Genomic DNA, 24,001 nt, shown 5'->3' on the forward strand with positions numbered 1-24,001 from the left:
CCGAAAGGGGCAGCTCAGCTCTTGACGTCGGCAGCCCAGGTCTTCTCGATCTGCTTCACGACGCCGTCGGGCATCGGAATGTAGTCGAGATCTTCCGCGCTCTTGGCGCCCTTATCAAAGGCGAACTTGAAGAACTTGAGCGCTTCCTTCGAGGCCGCCTTGTCGGTCGCATCCTTGTGCAACAGGATGAACGTCGAAGCGACGATCGGCCAGGACTTGTCGCCCGGCTGGTCGGTCAGGATCAGGTAGTAGCCGGGCGCGTTGGTCCAGTCGGCGTTCGAGGCGGCAGCCTGGAATGCTTCATTGGTCGGCTGAATGGTCTTGCCCGCCTTGTTGATCAACGCGGTGTAGGTCAGCTTGTTCTGCTTGGCATAGGCATACTCGACATAGCCAATCGAGTTCTTGGCCTGCGCGATGTTGCCCGCGACGCCTTCGTTACCCTTGGCGCCGACGCCGACCGGCCATTCGACCGCAGTGCCGGAACCGATCTTGCTCTTCCAGTCCGGGCTGACCTTGCTCAGATAGTCGGTGAAATTGAAGGTCGTGCCCGAACCGTCGGCGCGGTGGACCACCGAGATCGCTTCGGACGGCAGCTTGGCCTTCGGGTTGAGCTTCTTGATCGCCGCGTCATCCCATTTGGTGATCTTGCCAAGGAAGATGTTGGCAAGGGTCGGACCGTCGAGAACCAGATCGCCGGCCTTCACGCCGTCGAGATTCACCACCGGAACGATCGCGCCCATGATCATCGGCCACTGCGCAAGACCGTCCTTCTGCAGCTGGTCGGATTTCAGCGGCGCGTCGGTGGCACCGAAGGTCACGGTGTTGGCTTCAATCTGCTTGATGCCGGCACCCGAACCGATCGACTGGTAGTTCACGCCGCTGCCTGAATCCTTCTTGTAGGCGTCGGCCCACTTGGAAAGGACGGGGAAGATAAATGTCGAACCGGCACCGGTGATGTCGGCTGCGAAGCTCGGCGTCGCCATGACCACCAGACTGGCGGCCACGATTGTCTTGACGAATTTCATGTTGATCTCCGTGGAAACGCGAGAGGTCTCGCGCGCTCGATGCTCTCGTAAGCAGCCGCAATGTTTTTTCGGAGGCCCATGACGATGGGATGACAGTGGCCCCTGACCTTCGGCCTACGTCAAAAGTTCGGAACGGCAAGGGATACCGCCTGTCGCAGTTCCCTTGAGCTCGACGGAGCGTCGCGGTGGAGGTTATTCCGCCTTGATGTTGGCCGACTTGACGATCGGCCACCATTTCTCGACCTCGGCGGCCTGATGGTCGCGCAGCGCGGCGGGGGTCTGCTTGTCCTGCGGCGGGATCTCCTGTCCGAGCTCGGCGAAGCGTTGCCGGACGACGGGCTCGGCGAGCGCCGACATTACCGCCTTCGACAGCGTCGACACGATGTCGGCCGGCGTACCCTTCGGCGCCCAGATACCGTGCCAATAGGCGATATGGAGTCCCGGCAATCCGGCCTCGTCGACCGTCGGGATCTCCGCTGCCGATGCGAGCCGCGATGATGCGGTCACCGCAAAAGCCTTCACGGTCCCGCTCTTCACCTGCGGCAGCGAGTTGGAGGCCTGATCGAACATGATGTCGATATGCCCGGCCATCAGATCGTTCAGCGCGGGACCGGCGCCGCGATAAGGTACGAAGGACAAGTTCGTGCCCGTCAGTTGCTGGAAGAACACGCCGGCGACATGCGCCCCGGATCCCGGCCCCGCGGTGCCCGCTGTGACCTTGTCGCCATTGGCCTTGAGCCAGACGATCAGCTCCTTCAGATTTTTCGCCGGCAGATCGGGCCGGCCGACGATGAGCTGCGGTCCGCTCGCGATCAGTGCAATCGGCGCGAATTCGCGCACGTCATATTGCAGCTGATAGATCGCACCATTGAGGCAATGCGTGCCCCAATGCCCGATCGTGATCGTGGTGCCGTCCGGCGCCGCGCGCGACGCGCGCAGGCCCGCGACCGTGCCGGAGGCGCCCGTGACATTCTCGATGATGACGGGATGGCCGAGCGTATTGCGCATATATTCGGCGAGGATCCGCGCCAGCACGTCGGTCGGTCCGCCGGCCGCGAACGGCACGATCATCGTGATCGGGCGCGCAAGCGTTTCCGCGCGTGCGCCGCGGGAAGCAAGCGGCAGCGTCGCCGCGCCGAGCGCGAGTTGCAGGAATGGCCGGCGAGACATGTTGGGCATGCGCGTTCCCCCTCATGCTGTCATAGAGCCGGCAGTGCCGCGCGGTCCAGCGTAAGTCGTCAGAGACGCGATGTCCGTGTTTGAACGGCAAAAAGCTTTGCCGTTGCGCGGCGTCGCCCAGCCGGCGCGTCGCCCAAATTGGGCAAATCCCGCGACCCCTGGATACCGGTCAGCCCCGACAACGGTCATCGAACTCGCAAGAAAGCGTCATCCCGCCGTCAATTGACCGCGACAAGTTGTCGCGGCCAGTGCAGGCGATTCCAGACTTACCGAAAAATAGAGAGGGGCGATCTCATGAGTGGCTTTCGTGACTATTTCTTGTCAACCGCCGCGATCGCGGCGGCCATGCTGGCTTGCGGCGTCGCCGTCGCGCAAGCGGATGATGACAACGACCATTCGCAGCGGCATGGCTACAAGCACGTCCTGCTGATCAGCGTCGACGGCATGCACGCCGTCGACTTGAAGCGTTGGGTCGAAAGCCGCCCCGGCGGCAACTTCGCCCAGCTCACCGGAAAGGGCGTCGTCTATCCGAACGCCTACACCACCGCGCCATCCGACAGCTTTCCCGGCATGCTCGCGCAGGTCACGGGCGCCACGCCGAAGGGCGGCGGCCTGTTCTATGACGACAGCTATGATCGCACCGAATATCCGGCCAAGGCCTTCTACACCAGCAAGGGTCTTAGCGACCCCGGTTGCGTGGGCCCGGCGGGAACCGAGCTCACCAACTTCGAAGCGCTCGACAAGAGCTACAATTATTCCAGCGGGCTGGTCGCCGATTACACCGCCGGCGGCACGCTCGGTCAGGTCTACACGCAGCTCGATCCGGATCACATGCAGCGCAGGCTGGTGAACGGCCAGTGCGTGCCGGTCTACCCCCACGAATACGTGCGTACCAACACGATCTTCGAGGTCATCAAGGAGGCCGGCTTGCGCACGGCCTGGTCGGACAAGCATCCTGCCTATGAGGACCTCGCGGGCCCGTCGGGCAAGGGCCTCGATGAGCTCTTCACGCCGGAGATCAATTCGCAGAACACGATCGACCCCGGCGCCCAGCCCGGCGACGACTACACGACGAGCTACACCGGCGTCCGCTCCTACGACTCGCTGAAGGTGAAGGCGGTGTTGAACTGGATCGACGGTTACGACGGCACGCGAACCCAGCGCCAGCCGGTGCCCGCGATCTTCGGCATGAACTTCCAGGCGGTCAGCGTCGGCCAGAAACTCGCCAAGGCCGGCCATGCGGATGCCGACAAATCGCTCGTCGGCGGCTATGCCGACGGCAAGGCGACGCCCGGCAATGCGCTTACGCTGCAATTCCAGTTCGTGGACGACGCGCTCGGCAAGTTCGTCAACGAACTCAAGGCGCAAAATCTCTACGATTCGACGCTGATCATCGTCAGCGCCAAGCACGGCCAGTCACCGATCGACGTCAAGGACCGCGTGGCGATCTCGGACGCGCTGTACAGCAACGCGCCCGGTTTCGGCACCAACGGCTTCGAGATCTGCGACGACGAGGCGCTGGTCTGGTTGTCGCCGGAGCTGCAGCAGGCGACCAATCCGGCGACCGGCCATCCCTATTATGCAGATGCCAAGGCTTACATCCTCGCCCACGCCGCCGATCTGCATATCCAGAAGCTGCTCGACCGCGACGAACTGACCAAGCTCTACGAGGATCCGTTCCACAACAGCCGGGTGCCGGACTTCATCGCCATCACCGATCATGGCGTCATCTGCACCGGCGGCAGCAAGCTCGCCGAGCATGGCGGCTTCTCCAACGACGATCGCAACGTGCTGCTGCTGCTCTCGTCGCCGCACATCAAGCATGCGAGGGTCGTCGAGGAGACGGCTTTCACCACCCAGATCGCGCCGACCATCCTCCGTGCGCTCGACCTCAATCCGCGCAGCCTCCAGGCGGTTCGTGACGAAGGTGTCGAGGCGCTGAAGCTGAAGTAAAAGCGCAGCGGGCTAACGCACCGAATGGCCTACTTATCGGCGCCCCGGGCATGGGGCGCCGATATCTTTGGGGCACGCTTCGAGAGACGAACCTTCAGGCCGGGAAGCAGGCCGCAGCCGTCAGCGTGAACGGCGCCAGATTGAGGATCTGGGGAAACTGGAATTGATAGTTCGCGCTCACCTGGCTGCCGCACGCCGCGGCGCTGTAGGTGAACGTCGAGGACGGCAGGCTCAGTCCAAACGCCTGCTGGGTTGCGTAGGTGGCGATCGCACTCGGGTTGCCGGTCGGACAAAGCGCAGCGTTGACGCTGGCGCATCGCGCCGTGACCGCGACGGCGTGCTGCATTCCCACCTGTGTCCACATCAACAGACCGAATTCGATCACGCCGAACAGGAACGCGAAGAAGAGCGGCGCGATCAGGCCGAATTCGAGCGCCGACGCCCCGCTCCGGTCGAGCCAGAACGGGCGTTTCACTGCAGCCTCGCCGTCGACTGCGTGCTGATGACATAGCTGTTCGGAACGATCTGATAGTTGATGATGGTCGAGTAGCTTCCTTGCGCGGAGACGACGGTGTATGTACCCGCCATTCCGCCTCCGGGACAGACTCCGCCGCAGGTCATGCTGGTGACGCCCGAGCTGGTCGCACACCCGCAAAACTTGATCGGAGCAGGCGAGGCGTTGATCACATTGGAATTCGTCGCGGCTGCCACGGCAGTCGAAATCGCATTGGCGTCGAACCCATGTGCGATGGCATACTCGACGCCTGCTTGCGACGAACCCTCCACCTGCATCTTGCGGTAGATCGCAAGGCCGATATCGGTCACCGAAACGACCATCAGCGAAAGCAGCGGAACCAGGACGCCGAATTCGATCGCCGCGACCCCGCGTGTGTCATTTCCGAACCTGCGACGGAAAAACATGCGACGCCGCCGAGAACGGCGCTCACTACCTGTCGTGCCCGTTTTCATCTCATCCCTCCGGCTTACTCGACAAGCTGCGCTGTCGCCGTACCGATGGCATTGCCACCCATCGCAGCACAATTGACCTGGACACTGGAATTTCCGACGATCGAGATCGTGTCGGCGATGATTTGCGTACATGTCGTGCTCGTGCCATTGCCGCCGCTGAAGCTCAGCGCCCCCTTCGGCAGATAGACCGCTCCTTGCAGATTTTGCGTACCGCCGCCCGTCAAGTTGAAGCTGCTGCCGACAGGCATCCTGCGGTCGCCATAGATTGCGATTCCAGCGGTCGTTCCGCTCGTCGGCGCCGTGAGGCTGACATTCGCATTGCTTCCGATCGTCGCCGAGCCCCAGTTGCCGCTCGAGCCGGTAAACACCAGGGTGACGCCCGTTCCAGTGATCGTGGCATTGCCGGCCACCGACAGGTTCGCGCCATTGAAATAGTAAATCCCCGGATTGAATGTCAGCGTGGCACCCGCGGCCACCGAGATGTCGCCGCAATAGCTGCCCGGGCTGAGGGTCGTCGTCCCCTTCACGTTGAACTTGTTCGAGTAGTCGCACCATGTCGGCATCGTGGGCGTGACGTTGGCATAGGGATCCGCGATCGCCCTGATGCCGGTTCGAATGCCGTTGGTCGCCGTGATGCTGCTCGCGCCGGAAACCCCGCCGACGACGCCAACCATGGCCGCGGATATCGTTGCCGAGCCGCTGACATTGAGTGCAGAGCCGGCGTTGGAATCGTCATAGAGGTTGCAGTTGATCAGGTTGAGCTGGGTGTTGCCCTTCACCGTCACGGCGGGATTGGCGGTCGGGTCGAGCGCCAGCACGCAGCCTGTCCCGACATTGCCCAGTGCGACAGCTCGGGCCGTGACCGGCACCGCCCCGGAGCCAAACAACGCCGACATTAGCCGCGCTTGCGGCTGGGTGATGATGACTTCGACCGCCTGGGAGCTGGAAGTGAAGCTTCCCCTGGACGGCGGCTGGTTCACGGTGACGGTGACGTTGCCGATCCCGTTCGCGTAACCATAGAACGTCGTGATGGCGTTGGCCTCGGTCGCGAAATTGGTGCCGGCGGTGGCTGCACTGACAGCCGCCGAGTCGGCCGCACTCATCATGTTCTTGTGCTTGTAGAACCACCACGCGACCTCGGTACCGAGTCCTGCAGTTCCGACCAGGACTGGCATCAGCAAGGCGATGATAATCGCGTAACTGCCGGACTGGTCGCGCGCAAAGCGCTTCAGGAGACCATCCGGGCACGCTTGGCACTCATCCGGTGCCGACCTCATTTGCGAGGATATTCCAACTTCCGCCTTCCAAGTGATGAAGGCCGTCATGTTGTCCTCACGCCGCTAGTGGCAAGCCTCCCCGATTCCTACCCCATGACAATTTAATGTCAGTTCTGCGCGACCGACGAAAATCGGGCATTGCTCTTAACACTCCTTTAGCCAATCCGGGCTGTCCGATCCTCTGTCGTGCCGCAGCAAACATGAAGTTCGCCGCGCGCAGCTTCTACGCGCGCTCAGGAGCCGAACTTCGCCCGCAGCATGGGGCCAAGGAGATTCGAGTAATCGTTCGTCCAGAGTGCGCTGGTCGGAACTGGCGACATGGCGGCCCAATGCCGGCCCGCCTCGCCGACATCGTCAGGCGTGCGCGCAAGCATCACCACCCGGGACGCCGTCTCGAACCTCCGCCGGTGGCCCGTCACCTCTTGTCCGGCGTCCCTTCAACACCGGAGCCAAATCGCACCCAGTTCTGCCCATCGAACTTCTGTAATTGCATTCGTTCGATCGGATAGTGGTCGCTGGGCGATGTCGTCAACGCAATGTCCGGAAGCAGCATGTCGAGGTGCGTCCCGTCCAAGGCCTCGGCCTGCCTCACGACGTTGGCGCGCGTCAGGTCCTCCCCGCATTGCCTAAGCACGTCAACCAGCGCCTGCGCGGCGTTGTATCCATAGACCACGTAAGAGTTGTCTTTGTCCTCGCCCGGCATGTGCTTGGCCATGAAGTCGGAGAATTTCTTCAAGCCGGGGTCATCCTTCCAGGCCGCATCCGCGGGGTCCTTGCTGTAACTTGCGGTGATGATGTCCCTGGCGTTCTCGAGGCCAGCCGGCTTCAGGACGGCGCTGATCGACTGCGAGTTTCCATGCAGGATCTGCACGGGCTTCCAGCCGATCTCTGCGGCTTTCTTGATGGCTTGGGCCGCAAATTTCGCGGAGGCGAAATTGACGAAGATGCTCGCGCCCGAGAACTTCAGCTTCACAAGCTCGGAATCGATCGTCGGCGCACTCGTCTCATACGTGACCTCGGCGACGATGTTGCCGGCCGCTTCGCCCAAACCGTCTTTCAAGCCCTTGATGTTGTCCCGTCCGAAGTCGTCATTGGACGACAGAACGGCAATCTTTCCGTTGGGATAATTCTCACGCAGGTATTTTCCGTAGATGCGCGTTTCGCTCTGGTAGCTCGGCTGGAAGCCCATCGACCAGGGATATGCGTTGTGATCGCCGAACACGGTTGCGCCGGCCGCGATGAACAGCTGCGGCACCTTCCTGGCGTTGACATATTTGATGACCGACATGGTGGTCGGCGTACCGAGCTGATTGAAGAGCAGCAGCACCTCGTCGCTCTCGATCAACTTGCGGGTCTGCTCCACGGTCTTCGGGGGACTATAGGCATCATCATAGGAGATGAACTCGATCTTGCGACCGTTCACCCCGCCCTGATCGTTGATCATCTTGAAGTAGGCGGCTTCCGTCCTCGCGATGATGCCATTCGAGGAGAGCGGCCCACTATAGGGAGCCGTGTTGCCGATCTTGATCGCTGCATCGGATGCGCCGGGATCGTAGCGCTTCTCCCCGTGAGCCGAGCCCGGCGCCGCAACGGCGAGCCCGGTCAGGATCGTCAGCGCGACACCCAAACAAGCGGATCTCGCCTCGCGCGCGTGCCGTGGCATCTCTTTCCTCGCGGTTGATGTTCGATCGGCAAGCTGCCGGGCGCTACGCCGTCTTCAAGTCGAACTCGAAACGGGTTCCCCACGTCGTCAGCTGCTCGATCGTCCACAGGCGAGGGCGTTGGGGAAATGCATCGTGCCACGGCCGCGGCTCGAAGATATTGAGCTCTGGAACGAGCACATCCATGTCGGAGTAGAGCTCGATCAGGAAGCGGCTGGGGTCATAGTGATAGGAAGCGAGGTTGTGGCCCGCGGTGTGCCGCGACGGGCCCCAGAGCATCGGATGACCCGTCGTCGCCAGAAAATCCGCGGCATCGTGATGCGCGGCGCGGCTGCGCAGCTCAAAGGCGAGATGATGGACGCGCGCCTCAGGTGCTGCGATGATATTGAGCACGTGGTGATCGTGATTGCAGGTCAGGAACGTGGCTATGCCCTCGAACCAGTCGGTCGCACGAAACCCGATAGCCGAACAGAATTTGATGAGCTTGTCCGCTTCCGGCGCCATCAGGGCGACATGTCCGAGGCGCGTCGGGACGACGCCCGAGGTGCGGAAGCCGGGGCCGGGCATCGCCATCTCCGGTACGAGGTGGAGTGTGTGCCCGGCAACGACGACCTCCACCAGATCCGGAACGCCCGGCCGCGCGTCGCTCTTCCTTGCCGCAGATAGTCCGAGATCGCGCAGGGAGCGGATCGTCTCGTCGACCGCCTCCTGGCCGATCCTCAGGCCAAGCGCGGTGAGGCGCTTTTCCGACGCCGGCTTGATGGTGATGTTGTGGTGATCGACACCGAGGCTGAAATAGGTGCGGCCGTCGGAGCCACGCTCGGTCGGAGTTGCGCCGATCACCTGATCATAATAGGCGAACTCTTGTTCTGCGGCAGGCGTATCGAGATCGACATAGGCGATTTGGAAAGCGCGGGTCATGATTTTTCCTCCAGCGTCGCCGCGACGGCTTCAGCGTCGTAGCCATAAAGTCTGTTCATTGCCTCGGGGCTGCCACGCACGCCGCGCGTGGCGAGGACGTGATCCCTCTCGATCTGCTGCGGTCCGTCCGGCATATGGAAGCTCACGGAATTGGCACGAGATCTTTCCTGCACCTCGGTCGCACGCGGCTTGCGCAAGGCGACGTAAGCCCGGAACGCGGACGGAATGTCGAAGGCTGCGTGCTTCAGGCAGGCCGCCAGCGCCGCGCCGTCCTCGATCGCCTGTGCGGCACCTTGTGCCATGAATGGCAGCATGGGATGACACGCGTCCCCGAGCAGCGCGATGCGTCCCTGCGTCCATTCCGGAAATGGATTGCGATCGAACAGCGCCCATTTGAACGTCTCGTCGACCGCGTTGAGTATCGTCGCAATCTGCGGGTGCCACCCTTCATAGATCTTGACGGCATCCGAGATCGAACCGCGGTCGGACCACTGCTCCCGCGTCCAGGTCGCCGCTTCGCTCACCGCGACAAAATTCAGGAAGCGGCCGGCGGCGACGAAGTAGTGGACGAAATGTCCGCCCGGCCCCACCCAGTTCGTGACGTCAAGCGGCAGGCCGAGATGCGCGACGCGCTCCACAGGCGCGAGCCCGCGGTACGCGATCTGCCCCGAGAACCTCGGCTTCTCCTCGCCGAACAGACACTCGCGAACCCTGGAGTGGATGCCGTCGGCCCCGATCAGGAGATCGCTGCGCGCGGACGTGCCATCCTCGAAATGGGCGGTCACGCCATCGTCGTCTTGGTCGACATGGATCAGACGACGTCCGAGCTTGATTTCATTGGGACCGAACGCGTCCGCCAGAACGGCGATGAGGTCCGCCCGGTGGAAATGATAGTAGGGCGAACCGTAGCGGTGCTCGAGGGCATCGCCCAATTCCTCGCGCCCCAGCACACGGCCGTCCTGCCAGCGACGAAACACCACCGCGGCGGGGCGAACGGCCGCGCGCGCCATGGCATCGCCAAGCCCGTAGCGGCGAAGCAGCCGTGAGGCGTTGGGGCTGATCTGGATGCCGGCGCCGACCTCGCGTTGCGCCATCGTCTGCTCGAACAGGGAAACGTCGAGACCAGCGCGGCGCAGCGCAATGGCAGCGGCCGTGCCCCCGATGCCGGCGCCGATCACGAGGGCATGCAGCGGCCGCTTCACCGCTCGCCTCCCCAACCGAGAGCCGTCGCGAGGATCGCGTCGGCATTGGGTGCCTTGCCGCCCGTTCCACGCCACGCGATGTGATGGTCGGGGCGCACCAGCAGCATGTCCCTGCCATAGACGCCCTTTAGATCAGGCTCGTCGAGTTGCAGGATCGACAGCGGGATCCGCCGTCGCGCCGCAGCGTCGACGAAGGGTGACAGGTCGGCGCCGCGGAAATCGATCAGCGTGAAGTGCTGACCCAGCCGATCGTAAAGCGCCGTCCCGTCCTTCAGGAACGTGCTGGGCAGGCGGGCACCGGGCGTGGTCGTCGGCTTGTAGACGACCGGATCGAACGGAAATGGAGCAGCCGCGCCGTCGGCGACGATCGGCGATCCCTCGTAGACAAAGCCGTGCTCGATCCCGAAGCATTCGTTCTCTGCGTTGCCGAGCCTGGCGAGCTCCGCACCGACTTCGGCGCGGCGCACCGGATTTTCGCTGTTGTCGCCTTGCAGCAGGTTTCCGTAGGCTTCGGCAATCTGCATTCGCACTTGCATGTGGCGGCCGGACGCGTCGCGATTTCGTGCGGCCACGGGGCGCCGCTCGACTTCGTATGAAGCGAGCAGGCCGGGCCCGCCGAAGCCTTGCAGCGTCGCAGCCAGTTTCCAGCCGAGGTCGATGGCGTCGCCGACCCCGGAGTTCATCCCGTAGCCGCCGGTCGGGATGAACTGATGTGCGGAGTCGCCAGCGAGGAGCACCCGTCCTTTGCCATAGGATTCGGCGACCAGGAGATGCGGTGTCCAGGCATTGGCGACCAGGATCTCGAACGCAAACGGTCGGCCGGCATAAGCCTCGACGAGCGCGCGTGGATCGAGCTTGCTCGCATCCTGGCCGGGCAGCACGGGAACATGCACGGTCCAGATATCATCATCGTTCTGGGCAATCATGGTTCCAAGCGGCGATTGGTAGTGCCAGGCGACACCCCAGCGCTGCAACAGGTCGCGCTCCGTCGATCGAAAGTGGATCATGTAGAGCTCGCCGACGCGCGACTGGCCCTCCAGCGCGATATCCAGTCCCGCGCGAACGCGGCTGGAGCCGCCGTCGCAACCGATCAGATACTGACAGCTGACCTGCTCTTGCGCGCCACTCCCCTGCTCCCGCAGGACCGCGACGACGCCATCGCCCTTCGCTTCAAAGCTTTCAAAGGCGACGCCGAACCGCACCTCGACTTCCGGACGGGCGTCGATGGCCTTCTTCAGGACAGGTTCGATCTCGACCTGCGAAACGCGCATCGGCGGCTCGAGCGGCTGGGTGCCGTCGTTCCTGGTTCGGCCGTGCTTTCGAAACGCGCTCGGGCTCATGTAGCGGAAGCGATGCAGCTCATATCCGGCAAGACTCGTGATCCAGGAGACGTCGAAGGGATGATCTTCCGCTACCGCGACCTTTCGCAACGCATCCGACAGGCCGAAGCGGCGGAACAGCTCCATGCTGCGGCTGTTGGTGATGTCCATCTTCGGATGACGGGTCGTCGTCGCATTCCGCTCGACCAGCATGGATCGAATGCCGAAATGGGCCAGCACATTCGCAAGCGTCATGCCGACGGGACCGCCACCTGCAATCAAAACCGGAACCGATTTCATTCTTTCCTCCCATAAGGACCGGCGGCGGATTTTATGTTGTTGCCGCTCGCGCACCACGTCAGATCAAGATCTGGCCTGATCGACTCCCTCAAGTCCGGGCACTGTGCGTATCGACCTCGGCCAAGCTTTCATCCTCCTGGCGATCGATACGACGTCCGTTCGCAACCGCGTGCAGCGACGCCGGCGAAGGTCAGGCAGCTGCGCGTACCGCATCATCGCCCTCTTGCACGATCGGATTGCGGAGGATCCCCAATCCCTCGATCTCGATCTCGCACACGTCGCCGGGCTTCATGTAGAGAGGCGGCTTGCGGGCTGCGCCGACGCCGGACGGCGTGCCGGTCACGATCAGATCGCCCGGATACAACGTTATACCCTCGCTGATCAGCGCGACCAGTGTTGCAACATCGAAGATGAGATGGGAGGTCGATGTCTTCTGCATCACCGTGCCGTTCAAGCGCGTCTCGAGCGTCAGGCCGCCGGCACCGGGCGGAAGTTCGTCGGCCGTCACGAGCGCGGGTCCGAACGCACCAGTCCCGTCGAAGTTCTTGCCCATGGTCCATTGCGGCGTCCGGAACTGATAATCCCGGATCGTGCCGTCATTGAAGATCGAATAGCCGGCGACATGATCGAGCGCCGCAGACTGAGGGATATGGCGGCCGCCGCGCCCGATGACTGCGACAAGCTCGCCCTCATAGTCGAGCGCTGCCGAGACCTTCGGCCGCACGATCGGCGCACCGTGCCCGATGAGGCTCGACGAGAACCGGCCGAACAGCGTGGGGTAGTCAGGTTGCTGGATGCTGCTTTCGGCAGTGTGGTCCGCGTAGTTCAACCCAACACAGATGATCTTGCCGGGCGAGGACAGCGGAGGAAGGAAGCTCACGGCCTCCTGATCGAGCGGCTCGCCCTTGAGAAGCGCCGCTGCAAGATCCTTCAGTCCGTCATGTCCGCCGGAGAGGGCGCGCTCGAGCCGGCCATGCATCGCGCCGTCATCAAGTCCCCGATATCGACCGGCCTGATCGGCCACGGCGAGGCCGCGCCTGGCGTTTCTTTCGTAAGCGATGAACCGCATGGGTGTTTCCTCCGTGTTCGTCTCCTCTAGCACATAAAATGCACTTTGCAAATAAAAATGCACGATTTAAGAAGCGTGCATTTTTTGAATGACTCGGATCACCCCTTTTGTTATGGCTAAGCCCATGGAATCACCGACGAGTCTGACCCACGGGGCCTATGCCAAGCTTCGCTCGCAATTGCTGGCATGCCGCTTCGCGCCCGGAGAAAAGCTGAAGATCGACGATCTGTGCCGCCGCTTCGAGGTCGGCTCGAGCGCCGTGCGCGAGGCGCTGTCGCGCCTCGCTTCAGAAGGGTTTGTGGTCAGCGAACCGCAACGAGGTTTCCGTGTGGCGCCGTTGTCCGTCGACGCCCTCAGCGACCTCACGAATGTTCGATGCAGCATCGAGGCGCTGTGCCTTCGGGGTGCGATCGAGAAAGGCGGGATCGAATGGCAGTCGCAGGTGGTCGCTGCACTGCATCGCCTGTCGCACACGCCGGTATGGGCAGATAAGGCCGCGCGACGCTACAGCGAAGAGTATTCGCGGGCTCACGAGATTTTTCATGAAGCGCTCGCATCGGGTTGCGGGAGCCCCTGGCTGCTTCATCTGCGCGCGACCCTTTACAACCACTCCGAACGCTACCGCGCGTTTTCCGGTCCCTTGTCCAAAGTCGACAGAGACCTGGACAGGGAACATCGGGAGATTGCGGAAGCCACTTTGGCGCGGGACAGCGAACGCGCCGTCACGCTGATGAACCAGCACTTGCAGATGACCACGAAGGTCATCCTCGATTCCGTATTGGCCGGGCGCGAGCCGGCTGCGGAATCTGCAAAGGCGAAACCCGGCGAGGCTCACCTGCCGGAAAGCCTGCCCCGCAAACGCGGCGCGCCCGTCTGACGCGGGCCGCATTTCGAACCGTTCGGCGCAGCGTCATGGCTGCCTTTGACGCCGACCGTCGTTTGGCTCCTTGCCGAAGACCATCTCCTCGACAAGCCGCCAATAAGCGGCAACAACCTTCGGGTCACCGGATGAAAGTCCGCTGGTCACCTGCATTTCGGGACCGAACTCCGAAAGCGTGGCGGTGAGGCTGACCATCATGTAGTGAAACAGGATCGGGTCCACGGCGGGAAGCAGACCCTGCTTCTGAGCCTCGGTGATCTGGGGCAACAGCCGGCTCAGAAGCGGGGCCAGGACCGCTTCTGCCACCCATTTCAGCCGCGGATTGTTCGTCAGGGTCTCCTGGCGCATGAACCGATGAAACTCGGGAAATGCGACCGTGTAGCGGAACAGGGTCGTGTATTCCTGGCGCAGCCGCGCCAACGGAGACGGATCGATCCCCGCCTCCACCGATCGATCCCATTCGGCACGGATCTGCGTGAAGGCATGCTCGGCGGCCGCGCGCCACAGAATGTCCTTGCTTCGATAATGATAAGTGATCAGCGGGTGTTGCAGGCCAAGCCGGTCGGCGATGGCGCGAATGCTGGCGCCGTCGAAGCCTCGCTCGGCGAATTCCGCGATAGCAGCATCGAGGATCGAGACTCGGGTCTCGATCGAACGTTGCTGTTCGGCTCTCTGGCGCGGGCGGCCGCGGCGTCCGGCCGCCGGCTTCGTTATCTTCGTCATGTGATCTTGGACTAACATGGTTGCCGGCCCAACGTCACGCGAGGTGTCGCACAGTTCTTCACAGCTCTAGTGTGCTGAATGCGAAGTTCGTGCGATTTCGCGGCAGTCGCTTTCACGAACTTCGCATTCATAAAGCACACTAGAATCATAAGTTTGCTAGTGTCCTTATCGAATCCGAAGTTCGCTCCGAAGGTGCGGCAAATGATACGAACTTCGGATTCGGGACACTAGCGCACGCCGCTGCGACCAAGGATCGATCGCATGGCCTGGCGAAGTGCCGCCGCCGGATCACCGGGGAGATCGTGACTTCTCCAGGCAATGAAGCGGTCGGGCCGCACCAACAGGCAGCCCTGGTCGGACACTCCGCGGATGTTGATCCATTCTCCATACATGTCGTCGAAGTCCTGGCGCAGGCCAATTCGCGCGAACGCGATTGGCACGCCGAGCTCGGAGGCGACACTCGCTGCCGCCTCGCCCCAACGATCGCCGGCCGCACCAACGATCAGCGTGAAGGTCGAATAGTCGCATACGTCAAGCGTCGAGATCTCAGCTCCTGCATGCTGCACCCAGACGTGCGGGATGTGGGATCCTGGCACCGCGTCCGGCTGGAAGAACAGCTCCGGATCGCGCTGATATTCGGGGAACGGCTCGGAAGACGCGATCGCGCCGCTGCGATAGCGCTGTCCCAGCTCGACGCCATGCGCATTGAATTGATAGTTCATCAGATCTACCCCGGCCAACAAGGCCTTGCGCCGTGTCGCGCCGACGTCCGATGCCCCGAACAGCTCCTCGATATTGTGCCTCGCGTCCTGTCCGTTCATGCCCGGCTTGAGCCCGGCCGCCTCCGACCACGGCTCGATTTCGACATGGCTCTTCATGGCGCGATCGATGACCTTCCGCCCGACCGGTTGACGTTCGTCATTGTAACTGTCCAGCAAGCCTTCATCGGCCTTGCCCGACAGGACGAGTGAAAGCTTCCAGGCCAGGTTATAGGAATCCTGCACCGACGTATTGGATCCGAGCCCGTTCGCAGGCGAATGCCGGTGCGCCGCGTCCCCCGCAAGAAAGACGCGTCCGCTCCTGTAGCTTTTCGCAACGACATGGTTGACCTGCCAGGGCGATATCTTCTTGATCTTGAACGGCACGGTCGGATCGCCGATGGCTTCGCGGATGTAGCCCTCGAGCGTTTCCTCGTCGGTTGCACCGGGCGCCCAGCCATGGCGGAAAAAGAATGGATTCCACTCGGTCCACGGCGTCACGCACGGCCAGATGCTCATCCAGATGTCACTCACCTGGGGCGTGATGAAGGCGATCGCACCTGACCTGTGCCGCGTATAGGCCGTCAGATCCGCTTCGAGCCAGATGCTTATCGCCTCGCCGATGTTGAAGCGTCCGTCGAATTCGAAACCCGCCTTCGCAGCGACCAGACTGCGGCCGCCGTCCGCACCGATCAGATACTTGCTGCGGATCTCCTGCTCCCGGCCCGTCGTTCGTTCGACAACGCGGGCCGTGACCCCGTCGCGATCCTGGTGCAGGTCGACCAACTCATGGTTGAAGCGAATATCGGCGCCGTTCCTCGCCGCGGCCTCCAGAATGATCGGCTCCAGCTTGTGCTGCGCGATATTGCTCATCGAACTGGGGCTGGCCGTCTGATAGTCCGTTCGGCGATCGATTCCTGCACCCCAGGCGCTGGTTCGCGACAATTCGAGCCCCGCGAATGACGTCGCGAAGATCTGCGTCCCCATCAATTCGTGAGGCATGGCCGTCTGACGCAGGCGGTCCTCTACGCCGAGGTCGCGCAGCACCTCAGCCGTTCTCTGGTTGGTGATGTGGGCCCGGGGCGAGTCGGCCGTGCCCGGATATTTGGTAATGCCGATCGCCTTGACGCCGGCGCGCGCCAACAGGGCGGAGGCCGTCAGCCCGGCGGGCCCGGCTCCAACGACGAGTACGTCAGTCACGAATGTTGCCATCGTTTCCTCCAATAGATTCCGGACTGCGGTCACGGTCGAGCGATCTGCGCGCTCGATTCCGCCGGCCACCTTCAGCAAATGCTCACGCACTGACTTTTGCCGCGCGAGCGAACTCCTCGATCATCGCCTCGCGCATCGCGAACTTCTGGACCTTGCCGGTCACGGTCGATGGGAAGCTCTCCACGAACCGGATGTAGCGCGGGACCTTGTAGTGCGAGATTCGGCCCTGGCAGAACGAGCGGACGCTCTCCTCGTCGATCGCGGCACCGGGCCTCGAGACGATCCAGGCGCAGAGCTCTTCGCCATATTTGGCGTCAGGTACGCCGAAGACCTGGACATCCTGAACATCCGGGTGCTGATACAGATACTCCTCGACCTCGCGCGGATAGATGTTCTCGCCGCCGCGGATGACCATGTCCTTGATCCGGCCGACGATGCGGCAATATCCGGCATCGTCGATCGTCGCGAGGTCACCGGTATGCATCCAGCCGGCCGCATCGACCGCCTCCCTGGTTCGCGCATCGTCATTCCAGTAGCCGAGCATCACGGAGTAGCCGCGCGTGCAGAGCTCGCCGGCTTCTCCCCGGGGCACGATGCGACCGTCACGGTCGACGATCTTGGCTTCGAGGTGCGGCTGGATGCGTCCGACCGTCGAAACGCGGAGCTCGAGCGGATCGTCCCGGCTGCTCTGAAAGCTCACCGGACTGGTTTCCGTCATGCCATAGGCGATGGTGATCTCGCTCATATGCATCAGTGAGGCGACTTCCTTCATCACCTCGATCGGACATGGCGCCCCGGCCATGATCCCTCGCCGCAGCGAGCTCAGGTTGAAGCTGGAGAATTCCGCTTGATTGAGCTGGGCGATGAACATCGTCGGCACGCCGTAGAGGACGTCGCAACGCTCGGCCTCGACGGCTTGGAGTGTTTTCAGCGGATCGAACGCCTCGGATGGATAGACCATCGTCGCCGCGTGCGTGACGCAGCCGAGATTGCCCATCACCATGCCGAAGCAATGGTACAGCGGCACGGGAATGCACACACGGGAGCCTGGTTCGACGCCGGTGGCTTCACCAACGAAGAAGGCATTGTTGATCAGATTGTGATGCGACAATGTCGCGCCCTTCGGCAATCCGGTCGTCCCGCTGGTGAACTGGATGTTCACGGCATCGTCGATCTGGATCGCGGCCGCTACGGCTTCCAGGCGCCCGCCTCCCGCTTGCCTGCCCTTCTCCATGACCCGATCGAAGGCGAGGCAGCCATCCGGCTTCCCTGCAATAGAGATCACGTGTCGCAGGTCCGGCAGGCGCGGGCTGTGAAGCTCGCCGCTGCCACGCCCCAGTTCCGGGACGAGCTCGCGGATCATCGCGATGTAATCGCTGGATTTGAAGCGCGCGGCTGATATCAGCGCGCGACAGCCGACCGCGCGCAGCACGTGCTCCAGCTCGCCGATGCGATAGGCCGGATTGATGTTGACGAGAATGAGGCCGGCCTTCGCGGTCGCAAACTGCGCGACCGTCCATTCCGCGCAGTTCGGCGACCAGATTCCGACCCGGTCGCCGGGCTCGAGGCCAAGCGCCAACAATCCCGCCGCAAACGCGTCGGATCGCGACTTGAGCTCGGCATAGGTCCAGCGAATCTTCTGATGCGCGACAACCAGTGCCTCGCGCGCTCCGTCGGTTGCGCTGACGTCGTCCAGCAGCGCCCCGATGGTCTTGCCGATCAGCGGCGCACCGCTATTGCCATGCACGTAGCTTTCGCGCGGCACGATTCCCTCCCATCGATAACGAAACCCTGGAGGACCGCCGACGTTCGGCGGTCTTGCGCAGGCGACTATTTGCCTTCGAACACCAGCGGCGGCGGTTCGATATCCTTGTCGAAGGCTTCAGCGGTGTTGGCAAAGCCGCGCTGTGCGTCCGCACCGTTGTAGAGCTCCATCGCGACGTCGAGCATCACGAGATCGGCCGCAGCCACCCCTCCGCTCGACCACGCCTTGAGCAGGGTGCGCGTCGCAGCGTATGACCTGGTCGGCCCGGTCGCGAGCTGGTGGGCCAACGCCGTCGCAGCCGCTGTCAGATCTTGCTCGGCCACCACATGCGTCGCAATTCCGAGCGCTCCGGCTTCACGTCCGGAAATCGGCTCGCCGAGCATGGCCAATCGCGAGGCGCGCGCGCGTCCGGCGCGCTCGGCGATCCGCTGCAGCGCACCTGCGATCGGCAGCATCGCGGTCGTGACCTCGACGCAGCGGAAGGTGGCGTTCTCGGCCGCGACCAGAAAATCGCACGCCAGCGCCAGCTCGAAGCCGCCACCGAAGGCGATCCCCTGCACGACGGCGACTGTCGGGATCTTCAGCATCTCGATCGCCCGATAGGAGACGTTGACATCCGCGACGAATGTCCGGAACCAGTTGATGTCCTTGCCCGGCCATTCCCGCACCTCACCGCCGAAGCTGAAATGCGGCCCCTCGGCGCGAACCACCAGCACGCGAATGTCGCTCCGGCTGGCTTCATGCACCGCGGCGCGCAGGTTCTCCGCGAAACGCACGTCGAGGCGATTGAATGGCGGATTGGCCAGGACAATGTTGCCGATGGCGCCGTCTCGTTCAAAGCGGATCGTTGTCATTGCAGCACGCGCTCCTGTACGGGGTCAGACCGGACGCCGGTTGGTGGATTCGGGGATGATCGGCAGCAGCAGATGCGAGGGACGCTCCGCGTCGCGGTAGACGCGGTGGGTGACCGTCCTGCTGCTGCAGACGTGATAGGGGATGTATTCGACATTGGTCATCGCGCCGGTTCCGGTGGGCACGTCCATGGACGTGATGTCGACGCAGATCCGGTGGCCTGCCTTGAACTGGTTCGCGGTCGCCAGGATCTGGATCTGATATTCGACCACCTCACCCGGATTGGCCGGCGCAATCGCATCCTGCGTCAGCTTGTGGAACGGCTCCCACGGCTTGGAACGCTTTTCGTCGAGCGCCCGGTATGACGCCTTCAGCCAGCCTCGGGTCAGTTCACGCTCGGGCAGCGTCGCCGGAACGTCCCGCTCGCCTTCGCGTGCGGTCTGAACCGAGACGTCGGGCCCGACGTCCTTGAGCACGATGATCCAGTTGGTGTCGTCCTGATCGATCGCGGCGTGAAGCGTCAGTGTGATCGGGCCGGCAACGGTGACGTCGTGCGGCAGCGGATCGGTCATGTAGCGCAGGCGTTCGACCTTGGTCGTCCGCGTCAGGGGCATCTGTGTGAAGACGTCGGGCTCGCGCGCCGATGCCCCCACCTCGGAAGCGGGCCGCGGCGGCTCGGTCGAGAGCGTGCCCCAATGCGAAAGATAATACTTCGTCCACTGCGTCTCCGGCAGCGGCCAATTCGTTCCGGTGCGCCACTCGTTGGCGCCCATCAGCCAGTAGCGCACCGGCGGCTCGTCCATGATGCCGGTGTCGTGGCCCTTCAGCCAGTGATCATACCAGCGGATGATCTCGTCGTGATATTGATGGAACGGCCGCTCGAGATGGGCCGGGCCGGTGAACAGCAGCTTCTTGGGTGCATCGACGTTCTGGAAGTAATGCTGCGCCCCGAGCCAGTGGAGCTTGTAGGTGTAAGCGTAGGCACCCGAGCCGGTGTAGAAAGGAATCTTGATCTTCTTGAAGACCTCCTCGGCGCGCTCGACGGTGCCGTCGAGCTCCCACGGGTGGGTCATCATGAGATACATGACGAACGTCCGCTGCCCCTTCTGGGTGAGGATGTTGTAGAGATTGATGTACTGCTTGTAGTCCGGATTCTGCATCGCCCGGCGCCACAGCGCCTCTTCCGCGGCGGGAAGCTCGGCGGGACGGTCACGCGACTCATGAACCGTGCTGAAGACGTCGAGCAGGTAAGGGAAGCTGTGCAGCACGCCGCCCGGATTGAAGTCGCGGAATCCGAACATGCCGCCATAGGCGCTGCAGGCGTCGTAGGGGAAGATCGCCTTGAGCGCCGGATGTCCTTGGGCAGCGGCACGCCACTGTTCGCCGGCAAAACCGGAGATGCCGACCATCCCGACCTTGCCGTCCGACCAGGGCTGCTGCGTGATCCATTCGATCAGGTCGTAGTGATCGGTGTCCTCGTGGCCGTAATGCCCTTCCGACTTGGCTGAGCCGCGCGGCTGCGCGATCACATGGACGTAGCCATTGGCGATGAAGCGCCGCGTATCGCCGGCCTCGATCGGACCGAACCAGAGCGGCGCGTGCGCCGGCTGCGGCGGCAGGATGTCCGCGATGTCGGGCCCCTGGATGTCCTTGTTGTGCAGCGCTGATGCGTACAGCACCGGGTACTTGCCGGCCGCATCCGGGCGGTAGACGTCGACCGCCAGCCGGGTGCCGTCCCGCATCACGACGCTGATGTCCCGCTCCTCGATCATCGGTTCTCTCCGGCGTTTCCGCGACGCTTTCCGTCGACTTCGACCATCACAAGCGGAGAGGCAGGCCTCTCCCTTTGGCCGCACCAACCATCGCACTCTACTTTACGATCGTAAAGTATAATTTTCGCGCCGACGGGACGTCAGACGGAACGGTGTGTTCTGCTGGTGGAACGACTGACGCTTGGCTCGGCGAGTTCCGCACAGGGCGGACTGATCAATTCACGACACGCCGTCGTGATACACAAGCGATCGTGAGCGCTTCACTCCGGACAGCCGCTGCCCAATAGCCGGGAATCCCACCCCGCCGCGGTTGCGCCAGCATGATAGGTGGATTCGAGAAAGGTCAGCAGGTCACGTTCGGGATCGCCGGACTGGCGCAGGTCATTGTAGTCGAGCAGGAACTCGCCCATGCCCGCGTCCCAACGGGCGGCGGCCGGACCGACCTTGGCGTTCTCGATGCCTTGCGGCTGCGGGTATGTGAAAGAGTAGAACGCGGGCCTTGGATAGGACGCATCGCCCGACCACCATCCCATCTCGATCAACTCCGCATTCATCGCGTTACGCCGAATGAAGCCGATATCTTGCGCGGGTGCGACGGGCTTGCCGTTGTAGAACACCACCCGAATATCCAACGTCCCCCACATCAGGCCGATCGGTTGCGTCTTGCCCGTGAACCGGCCCTGAAAGACCTGGAGGACGCGTTGCGTACTGAGGAGGATACGCCACCACGCGTTGACCAGGTCGCGATCGTACGGGCGCGGTTCCTTGTCCTCATTGAAGGGGATCGGACGGGATCGTTCCTGCGGCAGGAGGGTGATTGAAGCGTCAATGCCGGCGCCACGAAGCTGATCGAGCAGAGCATCGACGAGCGCGGCAACGGATGTTGGCCGCAGCGGCAACTGTCCCGATGCGCCCGAACTCGTGAGCCACTGCAGCTCGTGCGAGATGAAGTCCGCGCGGACCTCGTAGACGCCGCCGGCGTAACGGATCGGGCCGGTGGTCAGCCCTCGCGCGCTGAGCCACAACGGCACCTCGGCCCATTGCGCCTGAAACGGTTCGGCGAGCTTCAGCTTGCCGACCGCCTGCAACGCCATGTGCAGAAGATTTCGCGTCGGCTCGAAGGCCGGGCTGGAAAGCGTCGGCCAGAAATCGGAAGTGCGGCTGCCAGCAGTCATGGCGTGTCCTCACACGCGGCGCCTGGACGGCCTGGCAGCTGGTTCGATTCAGCGAACCTTCGCTGCCATGCAGCCCGCTCCAATGCGCCGCTTCCAGTTAGCGGTTTGCGTCAAGGTTATCGCTTATGACCTTGTCGATCACCCCTTCATTATGCTGGATGAACTCGTCCCGCGACATGCCGGAGGCCTGCCACAAGGCCTGAAGGCCGGCGTCCCTGTGCAGCCATTCGTTTCGGGTTTGATGGTCGATCTTATGCCGCCGCGCGTCCTGTGATCCGTGGGAGGCCTTGTCATGATCCTTGGACATTGAGGTTCCTCCTATGTCGCTATCAATGACATTCAACGTCGCGCTCTACCGGATTGTTCGTACCAACAGGAGTTCCGATCCGCCGGAGCGTCGAAAGTCCTGATGGCAAAGAATGCGCCAACTTGGTCACAGAAACAATGTCAATGGCTTGGCCACGAAACCCTGGCGACGACGGACATTTTGTCCGCGCCGTCAAGGACAGGCTGTCCATCGGCGATGCATGCACGCGCTCGGCATCTCCCGCGCGGATGAACTTTTCCCGAGCCTAGTCGGCCTCGTCGAGAGGCGGCCGGGTCGCGCGAAAGCCGTGCGCGTCCGCGAACCGAAGCGCCTCCACGATCATCGTCTTCATCGCCTCCGGTCCATCATCGTGCGTGATCTCATATTCCAGGAGAAACGAGGCAAACGCATCTTCGTCGATCTTTTCGAGCGCATCAGCGAGTTCGTTCATCGTCATATGGCACCTCCTGGACTGCGACCTCACCTTGATATGCTAGTTCAGCGTATGCTCACGGCAACGACAATCCGAAGACAAACGCATCGCGTTTCTACCGCGGTGCGCCCCAATAGGCCCGCAGCGGCACGATCGCTTTGAAACCTGCCGAAACCTGCCGGCGCTGACGAACCGGCCTGTCCCGGATCGCGAACCCAACCTCCGATGAAGATCCGCTATCGCGCCTCGCCCGACATGCTTGCATAAATAGCCGCGCGACTGAATATTCGTTGCGCTGTCTGCAACGATCAGGATCATGCCGATGAACGCCAAGCTGGAGCCCCGCCGACTGCACTATTTCATGGAGGTGCTCAATAGCGGTTCCGTCCGCGGCGCCGCCGGCGCGCTCGGCATGGACGCCTCGGCGGTCAGCCGTGCGCTCAGCCTGCTCGAGAAGGAGTGTGGCGCGCGCCTGCTCGAACGGCGAGGCCGCGGCGTTGCGCCGACCGACGCCGGCCAACTGCTGGCCGCCTACCTGCACCGCCAGCAGGGCGAACGACAGGCGCTGCTCGCGCAGATGGACAGCATCCGCAAGGTCGAGTCGGGTCATATCGATCTCGTGACGGGCGAAGGTTATGTCGACTGGTTGGCCAAGACCAGCCTGTGCCGCTTCATGCAAACCCACCCGAAGATCACGATCAGCCTCGACATCGGGAGTACCGACGAGATCGTCCAGCAAGTCGTGGGAGAACGCGCGCATATCGGTGTCCTGTTCAATCCGCCGCGCGACGATCGACTGCGTTCGCATCATTCGCAGCCGCATCCGATCAAGGCCGTGGTGCCGCGCGGGCATCCGCTGACCCAGCTCGGTCGGCCGCTCAAGCTCGCCGACCTCGCACCCTACCCCGGAGCCGCAATGCATCTGAATTTCGGCCTGCGCCAGCATGTCCAGGCCGCTGAAATCAGCGAAGGCGTCCGCCTCGATTTCGCGTTTACGACCGCCTCGTTCGATGCGCTCGCCCATTTCGTGACCGCCGGACTTGGCTATGCGCTGGCATCGCGCCTGGCTATGACGGAGGCCGATGCCGCCAAGGTGGTGGCGCTGCCGATGAAGAACGCGCTGCTGCATCGTGGCCGCACCCACGTGGTCTCGCGTCAAGGACGCACGTTGCCGCCTGCCGCGATGCAGCTGCTGCGGATGATGGTCGGCGAGATGCGATCGCCGGGAAGCAGTGCGCGGTAGACTGAG

Annotated in this window: 21 protein-coding genes; 3 read left to right on the forward strand and 18 right to left on the reverse strand. The window is 62.9% G+C overall.

Annotated features, from left to right (window positions below):
• Positions 1-14 precede the first annotated feature (14 nt).
• The gene (gene pstS / locus ACE10Z_RS41110; protein ID WP_375785769.1) at positions 15-1,025 is read right to left on the reverse strand and encodes a phosphate ABC transporter substrate-binding protein PstS; all 1,011 of its coding nucleotides are present in this window, start codon (positions 1,023-1,025) and stop codon (positions 15-17) included.
• A gap of 192 nt (positions 1,026-1,217) precedes the next feature.
• Complete coding sequence (locus tag ACE10Z_RS41115) at positions 1,218-2,195, reverse strand: tripartite tricarboxylate transporter substrate-binding protein (protein ID WP_375790050.1); 978 nt, start codon at positions 2,193-2,195, stop codon at positions 1,218-1,220.
• 303 nt (positions 2,196-2,498) lie between these two features.
• Between ACE10Z_RS41115 and ACE10Z_RS41120 the strand changes: the two genes are divergently transcribed.
• Positions 2,499-4,157 carry an alkaline phosphatase family protein gene (locus ACE10Z_RS41120; protein WP_375785770.1) on the forward strand — a complete coding sequence of 553 codons (1,659 nt, stop codon included), beginning with the start codon at positions 2,499-2,501 and terminating at the stop codon, positions 4,155-4,157.
• Between the two features lie 94 nt (positions 4,158-4,251).
• Here ACE10Z_RS41120 and ACE10Z_RS41125 read toward each other — a convergent pair whose 3' ends face one another.
• The 8 genes from ACE10Z_RS41125 to ACE10Z_RS41160 form a co-directional block, all read right to left on the reverse strand.
• The gene (locus ACE10Z_RS41125; protein ID WP_375785771.1) at positions 4,252-4,632 is read right to left on the reverse strand and encodes a TadE/TadG family type IV pilus assembly protein; all 381 of its coding nucleotides are present in this window, start codon (positions 4,630-4,632) and stop codon (positions 4,252-4,254) included.
• Complete coding sequence (locus ACE10Z_RS41130) at positions 4,629-5,126, reverse strand: TadE/TadG family type IV pilus assembly protein (RefSeq protein ID WP_375785772.1); 498 nt, start codon at positions 5,124-5,126, stop codon at positions 4,629-4,631. Before ACE10Z_RS41130 ends, ACE10Z_RS41125 begins: the two co-directional genes overlap by 4 nt.
• A 14-nt stretch (positions 5,127-5,140) precedes the next feature.
• Positions 5,141-6,403, reverse strand: a complete 1,263-nt coding sequence (locus tag ACE10Z_RS41135) for a TadE/TadG family type IV pilus assembly protein (RefSeq protein ID WP_375785773.1) — start codon at positions 6,401-6,403, stop codon at positions 5,141-5,143.
• A 415-nt stretch (positions 6,404-6,818) separates the two neighbouring features.
• Positions 6,819-8,066, reverse strand: coding sequence for an ABC transporter substrate-binding protein (locus ACE10Z_RS41140; RefSeq protein ID WP_375785774.1), 1,248 nt, complete (start codon positions 8,064-8,066; stop codon positions 6,819-6,821).
• Positions 8,067-8,109: 43 nt separating this feature from the next.
• Positions 8,110-8,985, reverse strand: coding sequence for a VOC family protein (locus tag ACE10Z_RS41145; protein WP_375785775.1), 876 nt, complete (start codon positions 8,983-8,985; stop codon positions 8,110-8,112).
• Positions 8,982-10,187, reverse strand: a complete 1,206-nt coding sequence (locus ACE10Z_RS41150) for an FAD-dependent monooxygenase (RefSeq protein ID WP_375785776.1) — start codon at positions 10,185-10,187, stop codon at positions 8,982-8,984. The genes ACE10Z_RS41145 and ACE10Z_RS41150 overlap by 4 nt, the downstream gene beginning before the upstream one ends.
• The gene (locus tag ACE10Z_RS41155) at positions 10,184-11,806 is read right to left on the reverse strand and encodes an FAD-dependent monooxygenase (RefSeq protein ID WP_375785777.1); all 1,623 of its coding nucleotides are present in this window, start codon (positions 11,804-11,806) and stop codon (positions 10,184-10,186) included. The genes ACE10Z_RS41150 and ACE10Z_RS41155 overlap by 4 nt, the downstream gene beginning before the upstream one ends.
• Before the next feature lie 190 nt (positions 11,807-11,996).
• Entirely contained in the window at positions 11,997-12,875 is an 879-nt protein-coding gene (locus ACE10Z_RS41160) for a fumarylacetoacetate hydrolase family protein (RefSeq protein WP_375785778.1), read from the reverse strand.
• Positions 12,876-12,999: 124 nt separating this feature from the next.
• Here ACE10Z_RS41160 and ACE10Z_RS41165 point away from each other — a divergent pair, with 124 nt between their 5' ends.
• Positions 13,000-13,752: a GntR family transcriptional regulator gene (locus ACE10Z_RS41165; RefSeq protein ID WP_375785779.1), complete on the forward strand. Its 753-nt coding sequence runs from the start codon at positions 13,000-13,002 to the stop codon at positions 13,750-13,752.
• 33 nt (positions 13,753-13,785) lie between these two features.
• On the opposite strand, the gene ACE10Z_RS41170 is transcribed toward ACE10Z_RS41165, so the two are convergent.
• The 8 genes from ACE10Z_RS41170 to ACE10Z_RS41205 form a co-directional block, all read right to left on the reverse strand.
• Positions 13,786-14,478, reverse strand: a complete 693-nt coding sequence (locus ACE10Z_RS41170) for a TetR/AcrR family transcriptional regulator (protein WP_375785780.1) — start codon at positions 14,476-14,478, stop codon at positions 13,786-13,788.
• 227 nt (positions 14,479-14,705) lie between these two features.
• Entirely contained in the window at positions 14,706-16,448 is a 1,743-nt protein-coding gene (locus ACE10Z_RS41175) for an FAD-dependent monooxygenase (RefSeq protein ID WP_375785781.1), read from the reverse strand.
• 82 nt (positions 16,449-16,530) lie between these two features.
• Positions 16,531-18,213 (reverse strand): AMP-binding protein, encoded by a 1,683-nt coding sequence (locus tag ACE10Z_RS41180; RefSeq protein ID WP_375785782.1) that lies wholly within the window; start codon positions 18,211-18,213, stop codon positions 16,531-16,533.
• A gap of 65 nt (positions 18,214-18,278) precedes the next feature.
• Complete coding sequence (locus ACE10Z_RS41185) at positions 18,279-19,067, reverse strand: enoyl-CoA hydratase/isomerase family protein (protein WP_375785783.1); 789 nt, start codon at positions 19,065-19,067, stop codon at positions 18,279-18,281.
• 24 nt (positions 19,068-19,091) lie between these two features.
• The gene (locus ACE10Z_RS41190) at positions 19,092-20,837 is read right to left on the reverse strand and encodes a CocE/NonD family hydrolase (RefSeq protein WP_375785784.1); all 1,746 of its coding nucleotides are present in this window, start codon (positions 20,835-20,837) and stop codon (positions 19,092-19,094) included.
• Between the two features lie 260 nt (positions 20,838-21,097).
• Complete coding sequence (locus tag ACE10Z_RS41195) at positions 21,098-22,012, reverse strand: DUF5996 family protein (RefSeq protein ID WP_375785785.1); 915 nt, start codon at positions 22,010-22,012, stop codon at positions 21,098-21,100.
• Positions 22,013-22,109: 97 nt separating this feature from the next.
• Entirely contained in the window at positions 22,110-22,319 is a 210-nt protein-coding gene (locus tag ACE10Z_RS41200; protein ID WP_212316660.1) for a hypothetical protein, read from the reverse strand.
• A gap of 265 nt (positions 22,320-22,584) precedes the next feature.
• Positions 22,585-22,776 (reverse strand): hypothetical protein, encoded by a 192-nt coding sequence (locus ACE10Z_RS41205; RefSeq protein ID WP_375785786.1) that lies wholly within the window; start codon positions 22,774-22,776, stop codon positions 22,585-22,587.
• A 298-nt stretch (positions 22,777-23,074) separates the two neighbouring features.
• Between ACE10Z_RS41205 and ACE10Z_RS41210 the strand changes: the two genes are divergently transcribed.
• Positions 23,075-23,995: a LysR family transcriptional regulator gene (locus ACE10Z_RS41210; protein ID WP_375785787.1), complete on the forward strand. Its 921-nt coding sequence runs from the start codon at positions 23,075-23,077 to the stop codon at positions 23,993-23,995.
• Positions 23,996-24,001: the final 6 nt, after the last annotated feature.

The sequence above is a fragment of the Bradyrhizobium sp. Pha-3 genome, from assembly GCF_042258615.1.
Classification (GTDB): Bacteria; Pseudomonadota; Alphaproteobacteria; order Rhizobiales; family Xanthobacteraceae; genus Bradyrhizobium.

What these genes read in the sequence shown, in the direction of transcription:
- ACE10Z_RS41170 (WP_375785780.1), bottom strand. Translation starts at nt 14,478, where the DNA reads ATGACGAAGATAACGAAGCCGGCGGCCGGACGCCGCGGCCGCCCGCGC.
- ACE10Z_RS41145 (WP_375785775.1), bottom strand. Translation starts at nt 8,985, where the DNA reads ATGACCCGCGCTTTCCAAATCGCCTATGTCGATCTCGATACGCCTGCC.
- ACE10Z_RS41175 (WP_375785781.1), bottom strand. Translation starts at nt 16,448, where the DNA reads ATGGCAACATTCGTGACTGACGTACTCGTCGTTGGAGCCGGGCCCGCC.
- ACE10Z_RS41160 (WP_375785778.1), bottom strand. Translation starts at nt 12,875, where the DNA reads ATGCGGTTCATCGCTTACGAAAGAAACGCCAGGCGCGGCCTCGCCGTG.
- pstS (WP_375785769.1), bottom strand. Translation starts at nt 1,025, where the DNA reads ATGAAATTCGTCAAGACAATCGTGGCCGCCAGTCTGGTGGTCATGGCG.
- ACE10Z_RS41165 (WP_375785779.1), top strand. Translation starts at nt 13,000, where the DNA reads ATGGAATCACCGACGAGTCTGACCCACGGGGCCTATGCCAAGCTTCGC.
- ACE10Z_RS41155 (WP_375785777.1), bottom strand. Translation starts at nt 11,806, where the DNA reads ATGAAATCGGTTCCGGTTTTGATTGCAGGTGGCGGTCCCGTCGGCATG.
- ACE10Z_RS41135 (WP_375785773.1), bottom strand. Translation starts at nt 6,403, where the DNA reads ATGAGGTCGGCACCGGATGAGTGCCAAGCGTGCCCGGATGGTCTCCTG.
- ACE10Z_RS41115 (WP_375790050.1), bottom strand. Translation starts at nt 2,195, where the DNA reads ATGTCTCGCCGGCCATTCCTGCAACTCGCGCTCGGCGCGGCGACGCTG.
- ACE10Z_RS41195 (WP_375785785.1), bottom strand. Translation starts at nt 22,012, where the DNA reads ATGACTGCTGGCAGCCGCACTTCCGATTTCTGGCCGACGCTTTCCAGC.
- ACE10Z_RS41200 (WP_212316660.1), bottom strand. Translation starts at nt 22,319, where the DNA reads ATGTCCAAGGATCATGACAAGGCCTCCCACGGATCACAGGACGCGCGG.
- ACE10Z_RS41210 (WP_375785787.1), top strand. Translation starts at nt 23,075, where the DNA reads ATGAACGCCAAGCTGGAGCCCCGCCGACTGCACTATTTCATGGAGGTG.
- ACE10Z_RS41205 (WP_375785786.1), bottom strand. Translation starts at nt 22,776, where the DNA reads ATGACGATGAACGAACTCGCTGATGCGCTCGAAAAGATCGACGAAGAT.
- ACE10Z_RS41190 (WP_375785784.1), bottom strand. Translation starts at nt 20,837, where the DNA reads ATGATCGAGGAGCGGGACATCAGCGTCGTGATGCGGGACGGCACCCGG.
- ACE10Z_RS41185 (WP_375785783.1), bottom strand. Translation starts at nt 19,067, where the DNA reads ATGACAACGATCCGCTTTGAACGAGACGGCGCCATCGGCAACATTGTC.
- ACE10Z_RS41140 (WP_375785774.1), bottom strand. Translation starts at nt 8,066, where the DNA reads ATGCCACGGCACGCGCGCGAGGCGAGATCCGCTTGTTTGGGTGTCGCG.
- ACE10Z_RS41120 (WP_375785770.1), top strand. Translation starts at nt 2,499, where the DNA reads ATGAGTGGCTTTCGTGACTATTTCTTGTCAACCGCCGCGATCGCGGCG.
- ACE10Z_RS41130 (WP_375785772.1), bottom strand. Translation starts at nt 5,126, where the DNA reads ATGAAAACGGGCACGACAGGTAGTGAGCGCCGTTCTCGGCGGCGTCGC.